The organism is Cyanobium sp. N5-Cardenillas (assembly GCF_024345515.1).
GTDB lineage: Bacteria > Cyanobacteriota > Cyanobacteriia > PCC-6307 > Cyanobiaceae > Cyanobium.
This window is the reverse complement of sequence record NZ_JAGQBG010000049.1, coordinates 1-15,561: the sequence shown is the minus strand read 5'-3', so window position 1 is coordinate 15,561 and position 15,561 is coordinate 1. Positions and strand designations below refer to the sequence as shown.

The 15,561-nt window shown below is 71.8% G+C and carries 15 protein-coding genes and 1 pseudogene; 9 read left to right on the top strand and 7 right to left on the bottom strand.

Features of this window, described 5'->3' with window-relative positions; translation table 11 throughout:
* Positions 1-379 (bottom strand): annotated as a pseudogene (locus KBZ04_RS05935) (hypothetical protein); the annotation flags it as partial.
* Positions 380-498: 119 nt separating this feature from the next.
* Between KBZ04_RS05935 and KBZ04_RS05930 the strand changes: the two are divergent.
* Genes KBZ04_RS05930 through KBZ04_RS05920 form a run of 3 tightly spaced genes read left to right on the top strand, consistent with a single transcriptional unit; the run spans position 499 to position 2,862 of the window.
* A complete protein-coding gene (locus KBZ04_RS05930) occupies positions 499-1,344 on the top strand; it encodes a CPBP family intramembrane glutamic endopeptidase (RefSeq protein WP_254991014.1) in 846 nt (281 codons plus the stop codon).
* Positions 1,345-1,347: 3 nt separating this feature from the next.
* Positions 1,348-2,103, top strand: a complete 756-nt coding sequence (locus KBZ04_RS05925; RefSeq protein ID WP_254991013.1) for a class I SAM-dependent methyltransferase — start codon at positions 1,348-1,350, stop codon at positions 2,101-2,103.
* A 27-nt stretch (positions 2,104-2,130) separates the two neighbouring features.
* Positions 2,131-2,862 carry an esterase/lipase family protein gene (locus KBZ04_RS05920; protein ID WP_254991012.1) on the top strand — a complete coding sequence of 244 codons (732 nt, stop codon included), beginning with the start codon at positions 2,131-2,133 and terminating at the stop codon, positions 2,860-2,862.
* Here the strand turns inward: KBZ04_RS05920 and KBZ04_RS05915 are convergent.
* The 3 genes from KBZ04_RS05915 to KBZ04_RS05905 are packed head-to-tail and all read right to left on the bottom strand — an operon-like array spanning position 2,810 to position 5,251.
* The gene (locus KBZ04_RS05915) at positions 2,810-3,925 is read right to left on the bottom strand and encodes a substrate-binding periplasmic protein (RefSeq protein ID WP_254991011.1); all 1,116 of its coding nucleotides are present in this window, start codon (positions 3,923-3,925) and stop codon (positions 2,810-2,812) included. The two genes, KBZ04_RS05920 and KBZ04_RS05915, sit on opposite strands and share 53 nt — an antisense overlap.
* Positions 3,925-4,650 carry an FAD-dependent thymidylate synthase gene (thyX, locus tag KBZ04_RS05910; RefSeq protein ID WP_254991010.1) on the bottom strand — a complete coding sequence of 242 codons (726 nt, stop codon included), beginning with the start codon at positions 4,648-4,650 and terminating at the stop codon, positions 3,925-3,927. Before thyX ends, KBZ04_RS05915 begins: the two co-directional genes overlap by 1 nt.
* A 40-nt stretch (positions 4,651-4,690) precedes the next feature.
* On the bottom strand, positions 4,691-5,251 hold the full coding sequence (locus tag KBZ04_RS05905) for a thioredoxin domain-containing protein (RefSeq protein WP_254991009.1): 561 nt from the start codon (positions 5,249-5,251) through the stop codon (positions 4,691-4,693).
* 119 nt (positions 5,252-5,370) lie between these two features.
* Here KBZ04_RS05905 and KBZ04_RS05900 point away from each other — a divergent pair, with 119 nt between their 5' ends.
* Positions 5,371-5,781 carry an NIL domain-containing protein gene (locus KBZ04_RS05900; RefSeq protein ID WP_254991008.1) on the top strand — a complete coding sequence of 137 codons (411 nt, stop codon included), beginning with the start codon at positions 5,371-5,373 and terminating at the stop codon, positions 5,779-5,781.
* The gene (locus KBZ04_RS05895) at positions 5,778-6,245 is read left to right on the top strand and encodes a hypothetical protein (protein ID WP_254991007.1); all 468 of its coding nucleotides are present in this window, start codon (positions 5,778-5,780) and stop codon (positions 6,243-6,245) included. The genes KBZ04_RS05900 and KBZ04_RS05895 overlap by 4 nt, the downstream gene beginning before the upstream one ends.
* A 1-nt stretch (position 6,246) precedes the next feature.
* Here the strand turns inward: KBZ04_RS05895 and KBZ04_RS05890 are convergent, their stop codons facing one another.
* Complete coding sequence (locus tag KBZ04_RS05890) at positions 6,247-8,268, bottom strand: lytic transglycosylase domain-containing protein (protein WP_254991006.1); 2,022 nt, start codon at positions 8,266-8,268, stop codon at positions 6,247-6,249.
* Between the two features lie 53 nt (positions 8,269-8,321).
* On the opposite strand from KBZ04_RS05890, the gene KBZ04_RS05885 reads away from it, so the two are divergent.
* Together KBZ04_RS05885 and glmM are read left to right on the top strand one after the other, a co-directional pair.
* Positions 8,322-8,546 (top strand): hypothetical protein, encoded by a 225-nt coding sequence (locus tag KBZ04_RS05885; protein ID WP_254991005.1) that lies wholly within the window; start codon positions 8,322-8,324, stop codon positions 8,544-8,546.
* A 48-nt stretch (positions 8,547-8,594) separates the two neighbouring features.
* Positions 8,595-9,995: a phosphoglucosamine mutase gene (glmM, locus tag KBZ04_RS05880; RefSeq protein ID WP_254991004.1), complete on the top strand. Its 1,401-nt coding sequence runs from the start codon at positions 8,595-8,597 to the stop codon at positions 9,993-9,995.
* A gap of 18 nt (positions 9,996-10,013) precedes the next feature.
* Here the strand turns inward: glmM and KBZ04_RS05875 are convergent, their stop codons facing one another.
* Both KBZ04_RS05875 and KBZ04_RS05870 read right to left on the bottom strand, forming a co-directional pair.
* Complete coding sequence (locus KBZ04_RS05875; RefSeq protein ID WP_254991003.1) at positions 10,014-10,874, bottom strand: dienelactone hydrolase family protein; 861 nt, start codon at positions 10,872-10,874, stop codon at positions 10,014-10,016.
* Positions 10,875-10,913: 39 nt separating this feature from the next.
* Positions 10,914-12,626, bottom strand: a complete 1,713-nt coding sequence (locus tag KBZ04_RS05870) for a mechanosensitive ion channel family protein (protein ID WP_254991002.1) — start codon at positions 12,624-12,626, stop codon at positions 10,914-10,916.
* 87 nt (positions 12,627-12,713) lie between these two features.
* Between KBZ04_RS05870 and KBZ04_RS05865 the strand changes: the two genes are divergently transcribed.
* Together KBZ04_RS05865 and KBZ04_RS05860 are read left to right on the top strand one after the other, a co-directional pair.
* Complete coding sequence (locus KBZ04_RS05865; protein ID WP_254991001.1) at positions 12,714-14,711, top strand: cation:proton antiporter; 1,998 nt, start codon at positions 12,714-12,716, stop codon at positions 14,709-14,711.
* Between the two features lie 115 nt (positions 14,712-14,826).
* Positions 14,827-15,408 carry a hypothetical protein gene (locus KBZ04_RS05860; protein WP_254991000.1) on the top strand — a complete coding sequence of 194 codons (582 nt, stop codon included), beginning with the start codon at positions 14,827-14,829 and terminating at the stop codon, positions 15,406-15,408.
* Positions 15,409-15,561 lie beyond the last annotated feature (153 nt).

The window sequence follows — 15,561 nt, the reverse complement described above, 5'->3', positions numbered from 1 at the left end:
TGGTGGGTGTGGTGCTGCTGGCTTCCTTGCCGTAGGGGGCTGGATCCCAGAAGACGAAGATCGACTGGTTGGCCAGCCGGTACACCTGGCCGCGGTTGGCGTCCAGGATCTCGCGCCTTGCCGGTTCCCCTTGCTGATCGAAGTACGCGTTGGGGGTGCTCTCGTTGGGCTTGAGCTCGATCCTCTGGCCGCCCTTGAGTTGGATGCTGACGAATCCCTGCCGCTGCGAGAAGGTGCACAGCCCGGAGGAGGTGGCCTTGTCGTCTCCGGCGGGGAAGACATCGCAGCGGGCCTGCACGGTATCGGCCAGCGCCGGCGCCGCCGCCACCACGGACGCCAGGCCCAGCAGGGAGGCGGCAAGGATCGAAAGACGTCGCATCGGCAGGGTAGGGACTGCTCCGAATGTACCCAATGCGGCGGTCGGAGTCCGCGCAGGCCGGATCGGATGACAGGAGCCCCTGGTGTCGCTAGCAGAGCCATGGAAGGTGTCGCGCATTGATGGAGACGACCGCATCGGAGGGCGCCTCGGAGGCCAGCCGGGGCCCGCGCGTCCGTCCGACGATCCGTCTCGGGATCGCGCTCTGGCTCGCCTACAGCGCCCTGGCCGGAGTGCTGCAATTTCGCACCGGCCTTCCCTACACGGATTGGTTCAAGACGGCCGGCAATGCCTTCGCCACGGCGGTTGTCCCCCTCAGCCTCGGCGGCCTGGCGCTGCTGGCCTTCAGCCGCTGGTGTCGGTGGAACCATGTCTGGCGGGATCCCGTGCGACTGCGCTGCACCGGCCTGATGAAGCTGTCGATGCTGGCCTGGATGGCGATGGTCGCCTTCCGCCTGGTGGGCATCCAGTGGGGCGCGGTGCCGACGGACCTGCTCCTGGCCATCCTCGCCGCCGGCGTCGGCGTGGGCTTCGCCGAGGAGCTGCTGTTCCGCGGCCTGTTCCTGCGCTGCCTGCGCCAGGGCGGCCGCTCGGAAGCCAGCGCCGCGATCTGGACCGGCCTCTGCTTCGGCCTGTTCCATCTCCCCAACGTGTTTATGGGGATGGGCTGGTTCGGTCTGATTCAGGTGGTCCTGGCGGCCCTGAGCGGCATCCTTCTGTATGTCTTCCGCCGCGACACGGGCCTCCTCTGGCCGGCGATGGTGGCCCATGGCCTGTGGGACATCTCGACATTTCTTGCCGGTGGGTATGCCTATCCCTGGCTTTCGGCCGCTTCCGTTGCGGCGCAGGGGGTGTTCGTGGTGCTTGGCCTACTCGTCTACGTGGGCCTGTATCGAAACGACCGGGGCACGGTGGTGTTACCTGGCCACCCTCAAACAATCGCCAGCACCGTGCGTGAGCTGCTGTAGCCGGTGGACCACCTCGCCCTGCTGATCGATCTGCACCGGGATGGTGAGCGGCAGGGGCCGGGCGGGGACGCCGAGACGGAGCTGGCGCTGCAGCTGGGCGGGGTCGACCGCACGGCGTCGCTGCAGCTGGCCGACATCGGCTGCGGCACCGGAGCCTCCACCCTCCTGCTGGCCCGGCTGCTGAGGAACGCCTCTGTCACGGCGGTGGATCTGCAGCCGGAGTTTCTCGACGTTCTCCAGGCCCGGGCGCGCCAGCACGGGGTGGCCGACGCGATCACCCCTTGCGCCTCCTCCATGGACAGCCTGCCCTTTGCCGATGGTCAGCTGGATGTGATCTGGTCGGAGGGCGCCATCTACAACATCGGCTTCGCCAGCGGCATCGCCGGGTGGCGCCGTTTCCTGAAGCCGGGCGGCCTGCTGGTGGTGTCCGAGATCACCTGGCTCACGGCGTCCAGACCGGTGGACCTGCAGCGGCACTGGCAGGTGGAGTACCCCGAAATCGACCGGGCCTCGACCAAGATCGGCCAGCTGGAACAGCAGGGCTACACGCCAATCAGCTATTTCGTTTTGCCGCAGCACTGCTGGCTGGATCACTACTACCGGCCCCTGCAGGCCCGCTTCCATGCTTTCCTGCGCCGGCACCGCCACAGCGAGGCCGCCCGGTCCATCGTGAGCGCCGAAGAGCACGAGATCCGTCTCTATGAAGCCCACGGCGCCCACTTCGGCTACGGGGTCTACGTCGCCAGAAGGGTCGGGTAGACCGGACCCGCGCTACCAGGCCCACCCATGACCCGCCAGCCGATCGTGATCCTCGGGGGTTTCCTGATCAGCCCGGAGGCCTATGGGCCGATGGTGGCGCGGCTGGCGCCGCTCTGCGGCCAGCCGGTGCGGCTGGTGCCGGTGGGCAAGCCCGAGTGGCTGCTGACCGTGTTCGCCTTCGCCTGGGCGCGCATCCTCGATCGGGTACAGGCCACCGCGGCCGAGCTGGCCCGCCAGTCCCCCACCGGCAAGGTGACGCTGATCGGCCACAGTTCCGGCGGCATCATGCTGCGGCTGTTCCTGGATGACGCGCCGTTCCAGGGCCGCTGCTACGACGGCAAGGACCTGGCCGACACCCTGGTGATGCTGGGCAGCCCCCACACCGCCCTCAAGGCCACGGTGCTGCGCCGGATGGTGGCGGAGCGGCTGCCGGGCTGCCCCTTCCCCGATCGGGTGCGCTATGTGTCTGTCGCGGGGGATCTGGATCTGCAGGCGGCCTCTCCGATGGCCCGGCGTCTGGCCCCCACCGCCTACCGCAACAGCAGCGGCGATGCCGAGGACCGGGGCGACGGCCTGGTGCCGGTGGCCTCGGCCCTGCTGGCGGGCTCCACTCCCGTGGTGCTGCCGGGGGTGGCCCATGGCGGCGCCTTCGGCCCCTCCTGGTACGGCAGCCCGGAGGTGGTGGAGCGCTGGTGGGCCGCCGCGTTCAGCGGATCTGGGGGGGCACCGGGGTCGTGGCCTGCTGGCGCAGCTCACTGACCACGCCGCTGCGCTTGAGGGCGCTGATCGCCTGGTCGATGCGGTCGGTGGTGGCCTCCGGCAGTTGCGGGGAGAAGGCGAAGGCCTGGGATTCGGGCCGGATGCCCTCCAGCGCCAGGCTGGGCAGGAAGCCCTTCGCCTCTTCCTGCAGCAGCAGATGGCTCAGCTGCAGGTTGTCGCCCACCAGGGCGTCGATCCGGCGGGCGGCCAGCTGCTCGCCCCCGGCCCCGATGCTGGCCACCGGCACGATCGTGACCTTCGCGCCGCTCCCGGTGGCGTTGAGCTCCTTGAGCAGGGCCTCGCTCACGGTGCCAGCCCGCACCCCCACCCGCAGGCCGCGCAGGTCGGCCGGTGATCGGATCGCGCCGGTGGCCTTGCCCTGGATCTCGCCGGCCACGTTCACGGTGAGGTAGCCCACCAGCAGCGACGCCGAGACGATCCGCACCAGGTAGGCCAGGATCACGATCCCGTTGCCGCGGATGGTGGCCACGATCGTGTTGCTGCCCGGCCCCGTGGCCAGCACCTGGAACACCTTGCTGATGTGACGCAGGGAATGTTGCCTGCTGCCCGCAGGCGGATGGTTGCGGGCCTCCAGCCTCAGGGTGAGCCCGGTGAGCAGGGCGATCGCCAGCAGGTAGCCGCCCAGCAACTGAAGCAGCGTCGGCGTCAGCAGGGCGCCCAGGAAGGAGCGCCCCAGATCCAGCCGGCTCTTCACCACCATCACCGCCAGGCCGTCCTCCTGAAAGGGGAGGCTGAAGCGGTAGCGCTGCAGGCGGTCGGGTGAGACGTTGATGCAGCCCACCGCCACATCCACCTTGCCCTCGCGGCTGGCCTCCAGCATCTGCCGCACCGACGGCCACTCGGAGACCACATAGGGCAACTGCTTGAGGGTGGCCACCCGGTTCCAAAGGTCCACGGCCAGCCCCCGCCAGACCCCCGCCTCCCGGTAGCTGCAAGGCGGCGAGCCCTCCACCATCCCCACCCGCAGCACCGGCGCCGCCGCCGCCGCTCCCGGCAGGCCCAGGGCCAGACCGAGGGCGAGGGCCCAGCTGAGGCGTTTCATCAGGGCGCCAGCCTGGCCTTGTGCAGCCGGCTCTTCTCGTACCAGTCGGCGAATTCCGGCACCCAGCTCTGCAGATGGGGCCACATCAGGTCGCAGAGTTCACGGATCTCCTGCTGGGCATCGAGCTTGGCCCGCAGGTCGAGGAAGTGCAGGAAGGCCCGCAGGGTGAAGCTCACCACGAAGTGCTGGCGGTAGTCGAACGGCAGGATGCCGCGGGCGTGCTCCTCGGCATAGCCGGCATCGAGCAGGTCCCGGTAGCGCTCGGCGGCCGTGCGGCAGAGCTCCAGATCGATGGCCCGCTGGCCGTCGTCGTAGAGGTACTTCTTGCCCTGGCGGTCGCTGTAGGGCCCCACCGGCCGCAGGTAGAACACCTCTTCCAGCTCCAGTTCGCCGTTGGCGGCCCTGCGGATGCGGTCGCCCGTATAACGCATCGACTGGACATCGAAGCTCACTCCCACCCGGTGGGTGCGGGCCTGCTGCATCACCGAATGGGGGAACCAGCCCACGTTCAGCACGATCTGGGCGTGCTCCAGCGGGCCGTAGTGGCCCCGCTCGCCGGCCAGCAGCCGCTTGACGCAGATCTCCCCGGCCTTGCGCTCGTCGGGCCAGTCGGCCCGGTCGGCGGCGACGAAGCCCTCGCTGTAGTCCTGGTGCATCCCGGCGTAGACGCATTGCTGAGGGTTCGGCGTGGCGGCGATCAGCTCGACCCGGAAGCGGGGATCCATGGGCGGGGGGTGCGGGGAAGAGGAACGGGGTGGCGGGCGATCAGCCGTGGCTGCGGGGGCCGGCGCTCTCGGCCGCGGTGGCGGTGTCGCTGTCGGGAAGAGCACTCACGGCTCCCACGCCCGCCAGCCGGGGCAGGGGGGTGCCCTCCACCAGGGCGCTGCTGAGGGCGTCCAGTTCGGCGCCGCTGCGGGCGCCGATCGAGCGGCCCACGGGGGCGCCGGCAGCATCGAAGAACTCCAGCTGGGGGATGCCGTTGACGTCGTAGCGCTCCAGTTCCGGCTGCCAGCGGGGATTGTCGACATTGAGCAGCACCACATCCATGCGGCCGCGCTGCTGGCGCTCGATCCGCTCCATCGCCGGCGCCATCGAACGGCAGGCCTCGCACCAGTCGGCGTAGAACTCCACCACGGTGGGCCGGCCATCGGCCAGGGCCACGTTGAACTCGGGCGACTGGCGGGCCAGCCGTTCCAGGGGGGCTTCCGGATGCAGACCGCCCCGCAGCCACAGCATCAGCACCACCAGCACGGCGGCCACGGCCGCCAGCACCATGCGCTCGGTGCGGCCGAGGCTGGAGGGGGGAGAACTGCCCGACGGGGCCATGGACGGCAACGGCACGAGGTGACACCCACTCTGGCAGCGGGGGCCCTTGGGCCGGGAACCTGCGGACGGGGGCTGGCTCCGGACATCGTTGCTAGCGTCAGGCTTCCCGGGCAGGAGCGGTGAAACGGCGCCTCACTCTCCATTTCCCCTCGGAGGCGGTGCACCAGCCGATCACCTATCGCCTCGCCGTCGACTTCGACATCGCCGCCAAGATCCTGCGGGCCCAGATCGCCCCCAACCAGAGCGGCACCATGGTGGTGGAGCTCTCCGGCGACATCGACGAGCTCGATGCCGCCGAAGACTGGCTGGAGGGCCAGGGGCTTGGGCTCAACCGCGCCCCCGGGGAAATCCGGATCGATCCGGTGCTCTGCGTCGACTGCGGCATCTGCTCCAGCGTCTGCCCCAGCGGCGCTCTCCACTACACGCCGGCCACCCAGCGGCTGCAGTTCGAGGCCTCCCGCTGCCTGGTGTGCGAGCAGTGCATCCCCAGCTGCCCGCTGGAGGCCATCACCCTGGTGCTGCAGCCATGAAGGACATCTTCCGGCTCATGCTGCTGCCGCTGCAGGCGCCGATGCTGCTGGTGCTGATGGGGGTGAGCACCTACCAGGGCATGCACTGGAGCCATGCCCTCGAGACCGGCGGCACCCGCATGCAGGAACTCACCACCCTGGTCTGGTCGGCCGAGTGTCTGCAGGCGATGTTGATTGTGTTCATCTGCACCATGCCCGACCTGGTGATTCGCCAGGTGTCGATCGTGATGGCCGCCAGCCGGGTGGTGAGCCTGGTGGTCACCCTGCTGCTGGTCACCGTCGGTGGCCTCTACCTGCTGCACCTGAACGTGCTGGCCAACGTGCTGATCATGGGCTCGGCGGTGTTGCTGGCCCGGCTGGATCTGCTGCGGGTGCGGGTGGTGCCGCCGCCGCTGGTGCTGGCTGGTGTGCTCACCCTGCTGGTGCTCGGCGGCGCCAACTTCGGCCGCCTGCTGGTGCGCTGACTCAGCAGCCCGGTTCGCCCCCCTGCTGGTAGCTCCAGACGTTGCCCAGCACCTTCTTCACGTACAGGCGCGTTTCGGGGTAGGGGATCGCCTCCACCCACAGTTCCGGGTCGCTGCGCAGCTTGGGCCCCACCCAGCCGGCCACGGCGCCGGGCCCGGCGTTGTAGCTGGCCACCGCCAGCAGCGGGTCGCCGTTCCACTGGCGCAGCATCTGCGCCAGGTAGCGGGCGCCGAGGCTGGCGTTCCCGGTTGGGTCCTCCAGCACCTGCTCCGCCACCGGTCCGCCGGCCAGTTCGGCGGCGGTCTCCGGCATCAGCTGCATCAGGCCCGTGGCCCCCACCGGCGAGCGCACCGCCGGCGTGAAACGCGACTCCTGCTTGGCCACGCCCAGCAGCAGCTCCATCGGCAGCCCGCCCTGGGTGGCGGCCGCCCGGAAGGCCGCCTCGAAACGCAACGGATGCAGGCTGCGCTCCAGCTCCCGCTCCAGGGCGCACTGGTTGCCATCGAGCTTCAGGCTGGCCTGCTCCAGCAGGCCGAAGGCGGTCCAGTCGTCGCCGACCCCCTGGCGCAGCCGCCCCTCCAGCAACAGCTCCCGGCTGCCCTCCGGCGCGCGGCGTCCGCGGCGGTGGCGCCAGGTCTCCCAGGCTTCGGTGCGTTGGTCCAGGCGCCAGAGCCGATCCAGCGTCCCTTCGCCGCTGGCCAGGGGCCGCCAGTCGGCTCGCCCAGCCGGGGTGTGGGGGCCGGCGTCCAGCTGCAGATCCCCCTGGCCCAGGCGCACGGCGGCCCGCCAGCCGTAGTAGCCGCCCGGATGGCGCCGCAGCAGCGCCTCCCAGGTGGCCCTGGCGGCGGCCCCTTCACCGAGCTGTTGCTGAAGGAAGCCGATCCAGAAGCTCTGGCGGGCGGCCAGCGGCGGCGGCAGCTGGTCTGTCGGGATGGCCTCCAGCAGCGCCATCGCCGCCCGCCAGCGGCCGGCCAGCAGCCGCTCCCGCACGAGATCCCACTGCAGCGTGCGGCTGGCGGGGTCGAGGGGCCAGCGGCGCAGCAGCTTGAGGGCGGCGGCGTCGGTGGCGGGATGGGGGCCGTCCCCCTTGGGCTCGGCCTCCAGGATCCGCCGGGCCAGCACCGGGGCGCTGTCGCGCCAGCGGGGGGGCAGCCGGGCCAGGGCGGCGGCGGCGCCGGGGCTGCCCAGCTGGGCCAGCAGGCGCACGGCCGCCTCGGCCTCCGGCGCGGTGGGGGCGCTGCGGACCAGATCCAGCAGCAACGGCTCCGCCTGGACCTGCTGCTGGGCGTTCCCCGCCAGGAGGGCCCGGCCCAGGCTGAGGCGGCCGCTGGCGCCCAGGCCGTTGAGCGTGGAGCCCAGGCAGCGCAGGGCCCCTTCGGCATCGCCGAGCTCCGCCAGGCCCTCGGCCAGCTGGGCCCGCTGGCGGGCCTCCAGCACCGAGGCATCGGCTTTGCAGACCTGCCGCAGCCGGGCTTCGGCGCCGGGCCAGCGGGCGCCCCAGCGGGCCAGGTGCAGGGCGCCGCGCCGCCTTTCGATGGCCTCCGGGCCGGCGGCCAGGGCGGCGGCCAGGGCGGCGGGGTGGGCCGGGAAGCGCTGCAGCAACGGCCCGTGCTTGCCGGGCTTGTAGGCGCCGAGGGCATAGAGGGCATCGGCGCTGGCCGGATCGCCGGGGAAGCGCCGCTGCAGTTGGCGCCACAGGGCCAGGGCTGTGTCGGGGCGTCCGAGGGCCGCGGCGGCCAGGGCGTCCTGCTTCAGCACCAGGGCGGCCAGGGGATCGGGACCCCAGCCCTGGCCCCGCAGCCACTGGCGCTGCGCCTGGGGATCCTTGCTGCGGGCCGCCAGCAGCAGGCTGGCCTCCCGGCGCCGCCAGGGATCGGCATCCCAGTGCTGCAGCCACTCCAGCCGGTCGGTGGCGGTGGCCGGGGTGAGCGCCGGCAGGCGCGCCAGCAGGGCCCGGCCCCCCACCAGCGCCAGGCCGGTGCCCAGGCACGAAAGGGACAGCAGCAGGGGGAGTCGGGCCAATGGCCGGGGGACGGCGTCCGGGGCATTCTGGGCATCCGCCTGCGCCGCACCCGGTGCGATTGCCCTCCCTCCCCGCCCTGCCTCCCCTGTTCGACCGCCTGCCCGGGGCGAGCCAGCGCCGTCGCGCCGTGGTGGTGAGCGCGGTGGCCGTGCTCACCCTGCTGCTGCGGCCGCTCTGGCCCCTGCGGCTGCTGCCGGGCTGGTGCGTGGGCCTGCTGCTGCTCTGGGCCACCCTGGAGCTGCTGCGCTGGCGCTGGTGGCCGCCCCGCTGGCGCTGAGGCCGGCCGGGGACGGCACGTAGCCTGCTCCCCAGTGATGGCAGCGGCATGGCCGAAGCGGCTTCGCATCCGGTGGTTTCCCCCCTCGGGGCCCCCCTGGAGGAGGGCTTGACCCGCTTCGGCACCGACGGGATCCGCGGCCGCGTCGGCACCAGCGTCACACCGGCCCTGGCCCTGCAGGTGGGCTACTGGACCGGCGTGGTGCTCCTGGCCGACGGGCCGGTGGTGATCGGCACCGACTCGCGCCGCAGCGGGCCGATGCTGGTGGCGGCGCTCACTGCCGGCCTGATGGCCGCCGGGCGGGAGGTGTGGCAGCTGGGGCTGTGCCCCACGCCGGCTGTGCCGGGCACGATCCGGCGCCAGGGCGCCGCCGGCGGGCTGATGGTGTCGGCCAGCCACAACCCTCCCCACGACAACGGCCTCAAGGTGTTCGGCGCCAGCGGCGCCAAGCTCGTGGCCGCGCGCCAGCAGGCGATCGAGGCGGGACTCCAGGGCCGCACCGCCCCGCCGCCGCTGGCGGGCAACGGCCGGCTGGTGCTGCGGCCCGACCTGCTGGAGGCCTACGTCGATTCGCTGCGGGCCAGTGCCGGCGGCCAGCGCCTCGATGGCTGTCGCATCGTGCTCGACCTCTGCTGGGGATCGGCCACCGCCTGTGGCGAGGAGCTGTTCCGCTCCCTGGGCGCGGAGGTTCTGGTGCTGCACGGCGAGCCGGATGGCGAGCGGATCAACCAGGGCTGCGGCAGCACCCACCTGGAGCCCCTGAAGCGGGCGGTGCTGGAGAGCGGCGCCGACATGGGCTTCGCCTTCGACGGCGACGCCGATCGGATGCTGGCGGTGGACGGCCGCGGCCGGGTGGTGGACGGCGACCACACCCTGTATCTGTGGGGTTCGGCCCTGCGCCGCGAGGGCCAGCTGCCCGACGACCGCCTGGTGGCCACGGTGATGTCGAACCTGGGCTTCGAGCGGGCCTGGCAGGCCAGCGGCGGGGTGCTGGAACGCACCGATGTGGGCGACCAGCACGTGCACGCCGCCATGGAGGCCCTGGGGGCCGGCCTGGGGGGCGAGCAGTCGGGCCACATCCTCTCGGCGCGCCATGGCATGAGCGGCGACGGCCTGCTCACCGCCCTGCAGGTGGCCACCCTGATCCATGGCGCCGGCCTGAAGCTGGCCGAGTGGATGGACGGCAGCTTCCAGCCCTATCCCCAGCGGCTGGTGAACGTCACCGTGCCGGACCGGCAGCGGCGCCAGCAGTGGCAGGACTGCGAACCGCTGCGGCGGTTGGTGGCCGAGGCGGAAGCGGCGATGGCGGGCCACGGCCGGGTGCTGGTGCGGGCCAGCGGCACCGAACCGCTGCTGCGGGTGATGGTGGAGGCGGCCGAGCAGAGCCAGGTTGACCACTGGAGTGAGTCCCTGGCCGCCGCCGCCGAGGAGCACCTCAACCGGGCCTGAGTCCCCGGCCGCCTGCCCTCACACCACGCCGTTGGCGCGGAACCAGGCCCGCATCTGCGTCCACCCCGCGGCGGCGGCGGCGGCGCGGTAGGTGGGCCGGTAGTCGGCGTGGAAGCCGTGGGGGACGCCGGGGAACACCTCGATGCGGCTGGGGCTGCCGGCCGCCTTCAGGGCCGTCTGCATCTGCTGCACCGACTCGTTCGGAATGCCGTCGTCCTGGCCGGCATAAAGCCCCAGCACCGGGGCCTTCAGCTTGGCAATCAGGTCGATCGGGAACAGGGGTTGCAGGGCGGTGGCCTGGCCCACCAGGCGGCCGTACCAGGCCACCCCGGCCCTCAGCTTCGGGTTGTGGGCGGCGTACAGCCAGGTGATCCGTCCGCCCCAGCAGAAGCCGGTGATGCCGAGCCGTGCCACGTCCCCTTCGCCACTGGCGGCCGCCCAGGCGGCGGTGGCGTCCAGGTCGGCCATCACCTGGGCATCGGGCACCGTCGCCACCAGCGGCAGGATCGAAGGGATGTCGGGAAGCTGGGTCACATCGCCCTGGCGATCGAACAGGCTCGGGGCGATGGCCAGGTAGCCCAGCTGGGCCAGGCGTCGACAGACGTCCTGGATGTAGGCATGGACGCCGAAGATCTCCTGCACCACCAGCACCACCGGGAAGCCCGAGCCCTTGACGGGCCGGGCCCGGTAGGCCCGCACGGCGCCACCGGCCGCCGGCACCGACACCCAGCCGGCCGTCAGCCCCTGGGTGGCGGTGGTGACGGTGGACGCCGCCACCGGCCGCACCGCCAGGGCGAAGCCGGCGGCCGCGCCTCCCAGCAACAGCTCCCGGCGGCCGAGGCGCAGATCCGTGCCGGGAAGAGATGGGAACGGGGCCATGGGCTTGTGCTTGGCCCCCCAGCCTAGAAACGGGATCCTTCAGGGCCATCCCTGCAGCCGCTGCACCAGGCGCCCCAGCAGTTCCCGCCGGGCCGCGCCCTGCTGGCCCGCCTCGGTGATCAGCAGGGCCTTCACCTGGAGGTCGTGCTCCGTCATCGCCTCGATGCCCAGCAGGCGGGGAGGCTCCAGCAGTTTCGCGGCCCAGCGCGGATCGCTGCCGAAGGCGGCCAGTTCCTCAGCGATCAGGGCCATGGCTCCCGCCAGATCGGTGAGGCTGCGCGACAGCAGCACGGTCACCTCCGCCCCCGAGCGCAGCTTGGTGTGGTTCACCACCTGCTCGCAGTGGCTGTTGGGCACCACCACCACCCGTTGATCGGCGCAGCGCAGTTCCGTGCTCAGCACCCCCACATCCACCACCTCACCGGAGCGACCCCCGATCTCGACCACATCGCCGATGGCGTAGCGGTCGTCGAGCAGCAGCACCAGGCCGGCGACGAAATCCCGCAGCAACCCCTGGAACACCAGCGCCAGGGCACCGAGCACGGCCCCACTGGCCAGGACGGCATTGCTGGAGAGGTCCCGCAGCACGGGGATCCCGAGCACCGTCCAGATCGCGAACAGCAGCAGGCAGGCCAGGTTCACCAGCCGGCCCAGCACCCGCAGCAGGCTCAGGTAGCGCTGCCGGCGTCGGGCCCGGTGGTCGGCGTTCACGGCCAGATGGCTGGCCCACTGGGTCAGCAGCAGCCCCACCAGGCCCCGCACCACCATGGCCACGGCCAGCAGCACCAGCGCTTTCATCAGCACCACCAGCGGCTGCAGCAGCACATCGATGGCGGCCGGGATCTGGCCGGGCCAGGCCAGCAGGAGCACGGCGCCCATCGCCACCCCCAGCAGGATCACCAGCGCCGCCAGCAGGCGACTGGCGGTGTGGGTGAGCTGGAGCAGCAGGCGATCGAAGCGCCCCGACCGCTCGGCGCGGCGCCGTTGCAGGCGGGGCAGGGAGCGCTGGCTGAAGCGCCACAACGCCACCACCAGGGCCATCAGCAGGCCCAGTCCGGCCAGGGTCACCAGGGCGATCTGCAGGCGCCCGTTGATCTGCTCCTGTCCGAACACGCTGCGGGCGCTGCGCAGGCGACGTTCCAGCAGGCCGCGCCACTGTTCGGCCAGCGCATCGGCGGGCAGGCCGTTGAACGCCGCGTCCTGCTCGGTGACCGTGAGCAGGGGGAAGGGGCTCGAGCGGCCGGGAACCAGGGCCGCCAGCTGCCGGTCTCCGCCTGGCTGGCGAAGCAGAACCACGCGCAGGGCCTCCGGTGCCCCTTGCAGGCCCAGATGGTTGGGGTCACAGGCGGCCTTCGTCCCCTTGAGGCTGAGGCGATCCAGAAGCGCCTCACCGACCCGCTCCCCTGCGGTGCAGGGATTGCGGGGTTCGTACAGCTGGTTCAGGTTGCCCTCGATCACCCGGGCCCGCTCGCTGGCCTCAGGGCCGCTGTCGCCGTCGGCGTCCAGCGCCGGCGAGGCCACCGTGATCGCCGGCACCCCCAGGATCCGCACCGTGCCGAGGCGAAAGCTGCCGGCGCTGGCAGGGTCCGCCGGGGCGGGTCCGCGGCCGCCCGGGGCGGGGGCCTCCGCGGCGGCTGTCGCTGCTGCCGTGGGGTGGGGCTGGAGCACCGCCAGGCCGATGGTCAGAGTCAGGCCCAGGGCCATCAGCAGGGCCAGGGCCGCTCGCCGCCGGCGCGTCAGCCGACTCGCCATCGCTGCAGCAACGGCATGGGTTGTCTGGCTGTTCATGGCGGTCCGTCGGAACGGCGGCAGGGCTCGGCAGGCATACCATCGGTTCCCGTGACGACCTTCGGCACCGTGCAGGTTCTGCTGCTCGATCTGGTCGTCATCTTCGGGCTTTCCGTGCTGGCGGCGATCCTGTGCCACCGGCTGCGGCTTCCCACCTCGATCGGTCTGCTGCTGGCCGGGGTGCTGGCGGGGCCCGATGCCCTCGCCCTGGTGCGGGGCCCCCACGACATCGAACTGCTGGCGGAAGTCGGCGTGGTGCTGCTGCTGTTCGTGGTGGGGCTGGAGATTTCCGTGGCGGATGTGACCCGCCTGCGGCGGGAATTCATCATCGGCGGCTCACTTCAGTTTTTCGGCACCGCCGCCGTGGTCGCCCTGGCGCTGCTGCCGATGGGGATGACTCTTGCCCAGGCCGGCTATCTCGGCTGTGTGGTGGCGCTCTCCAGCACGGCCGTGGTGCTGCGCATGCTGCAGGAGCGCGCCGAGATCGAAACCCCCCATGGCCGCGCGATCCTCTCCAGCCTCATTTATCAGGACATCGCGGTGGTGCCGGTGATGCTCACCGCTCCCCTGCTGGCCGGCCTTGGTGAGGGTTCCCTGCTGCCGGCGCTTTCGGGACTGGCACTGAAGGTGCTGGTGGTGGCGGCCCTGGCCGTGCTGGCCTACCGCTGGATCGTGCCCTGGGTGCTGGAGAAGATCATCCGCACCCGCAGTTCAGAGGCCTTTCTGCTGGGGGTCTTCATGCTCTGCGTGGGCATCGCCCTGATCACCCAGTCGCTGGGCCTGTCCCTGGCCCTGGGTGCCTTCCTGGCCGGTTTCATCCTTTCGGAATCGAAGTATTCCCACCAGGCCGTGGCGGTGATGCTCCCCTTCCGGGACGTGCTGATGAGCCTGTTCTTCGTGTCGGTGGGGATGCTGCTCGACATCCCGTTCCTGCTGGCCCATCCGCTCCGCATCGCCCTGCTCACCCTGGCCGTGCTCCTGATCAAGCCCCTGATCGCGGCGGCGGCGGCCCTGGTCACCGGGTTGCCGTTGCGCAGCGCGGTGCTGGCCGGCCTGCCCCTGGGCCAGGTGGGTGAGTTCTCCCTGGTGGCCACCAAGGCGGCGGTGGCGGTGGGGTTGCTGACGCCGGAGGTGTTCCAGCTGCTGCTGGATGTGGCGGTGCTCAGCATGATGGCCACCCCCGTGCTGGTGGCCGGGTCGTCCCCCCTGGCTGACCGGTTGTGCCGCACCCGCCTGATCCGGCTCCAGCCCCAGGGGGCCGGCCCCCCGGCAACGCAGGGACCGCAGGAGGACCTGCCCTGCAGCGGCCATGTGCTGATCATCGGTTTCGGTGTCACCGGGCGGAACGTGGCCCGTTGCGCCCGCCGCTGCTCCGTGCCGTACACGGTGGTGGAACTGAACGGCGCCCTCGTGGCCGAGGGACTCCAGGAGGGCGAACCGATCCGCTATGGCGATGCCACCCACGCCCCGATCCTGGAGCTGGTCCATGCGGAGGGGGCTCGCGCCATCGTGATCGTCATCGACGATCCCGGCGCCGCCCGCCGCATCGTGGAGATCGGCCGGCGGGTGGCGCCGGAGGCCTACATCCTGGTGCGCAGCCGGTATCTCCGGGAGGTGGAGCCGCTGCTGGCCCTTGGGGCCGATGAGGTGATCGCCGATGAGCTGGAGGTGTCGATCGAGGTGTTTTCCCGGGTGATGGCGCGGATGCTGGTGCCCCGCGAGGACATCCAGCGGCTGATCGGCGACGTTCGCGGCCACTGGCGGGACATGGCCCGCAATCTGGCGGCTTCGGCCACCTCGGTGGCGGACCTGAAAATGGCCTTGCCCCACCTGGCCACCCACACCCTGCGGCTCCAGCCCCATTCGCCCCTGGTGGGCGGCACCATCGCCTCCTGCGGCCTGCGGCTGGAGCATGGCGTGACCGTGCTGGCGGTGACACGGGCCGATGGGGAGACGATCGCCGATCCCCGTGGCACCACACCGCTGCAGGCGGGGGACATCCTGTTCGTGATCGGGCCGGAGGGCTGGGATCCCCACGCAATCAGTTGACGGCCATCCCCGCGGCAAGGGCACGGGCCGGCAATCCGTCGCCCGGCGGGTGAGTTTGCCGTCATCCCAGCCGGCGAGCGAGGGGCAGATTGAAACCACTCAGCTGCCCAGGTCCATGGCACGCCTCCCAACCAACGTCAGGCAATGGCTGGCACGGCGCCTGCGGGCGGCGGCCGCCGCCCTGTGGCAGGAGCCGCCGCCGCTGGCCGTCAGCAGCCCGCCCCTGGCGCCGGCGCCGGTCCGTCCGCCCGCCCCACCGGCTCCACCGGTCGATCGGGTCGCCGCCCTCTGCCCCGGGGTGCGGGAGCCCCTGTCGGTGGAGGCTGCCGTGCTCAGCCGGGACATGACCGTGCTCAAGCGCGAAGCCGCCGATTCCCTGGCGGCCCTGGGCGCCGCCCATGCCCTAATCAGCTCCGCCCGGCTGGCCCAGGTGCAGGAGCTGCGGCCCCGGGTGATCGAAGGCCAGGCGTCGGGGGAGTCCCTGATGGCGCTCGCCGCCGAGTACCAGGGCTGGCAGGGCGACCAGGTGCGCATCTTCGACGCCCTGGCGCTGGTGATGCGGATGGGGGTGCCCAAGGGTCTGGTGCTCGACCAGCTGGATCCAGGCCTTCAGGAGCAGGCCCGCTCCCACCTGGAGGCCCTGTCGCTGGAATATCAGCGCCGCCTGCTGGCGGATCAGTTCCACCCGTCCGTCTGATTGCGGCGGTGAACCAGGGCCGTCGGCGCCTGGACGCAAGGGCTACCATCCCGCTCCAAAACCCGGCCGTCCTCCGGGTTGCCCTGCCCCATGGATGCGTTCCGGCTGCTTGAGCTCCTGATCCTGGTGGCGGTGCTGGTGGGTTTTGTGGGG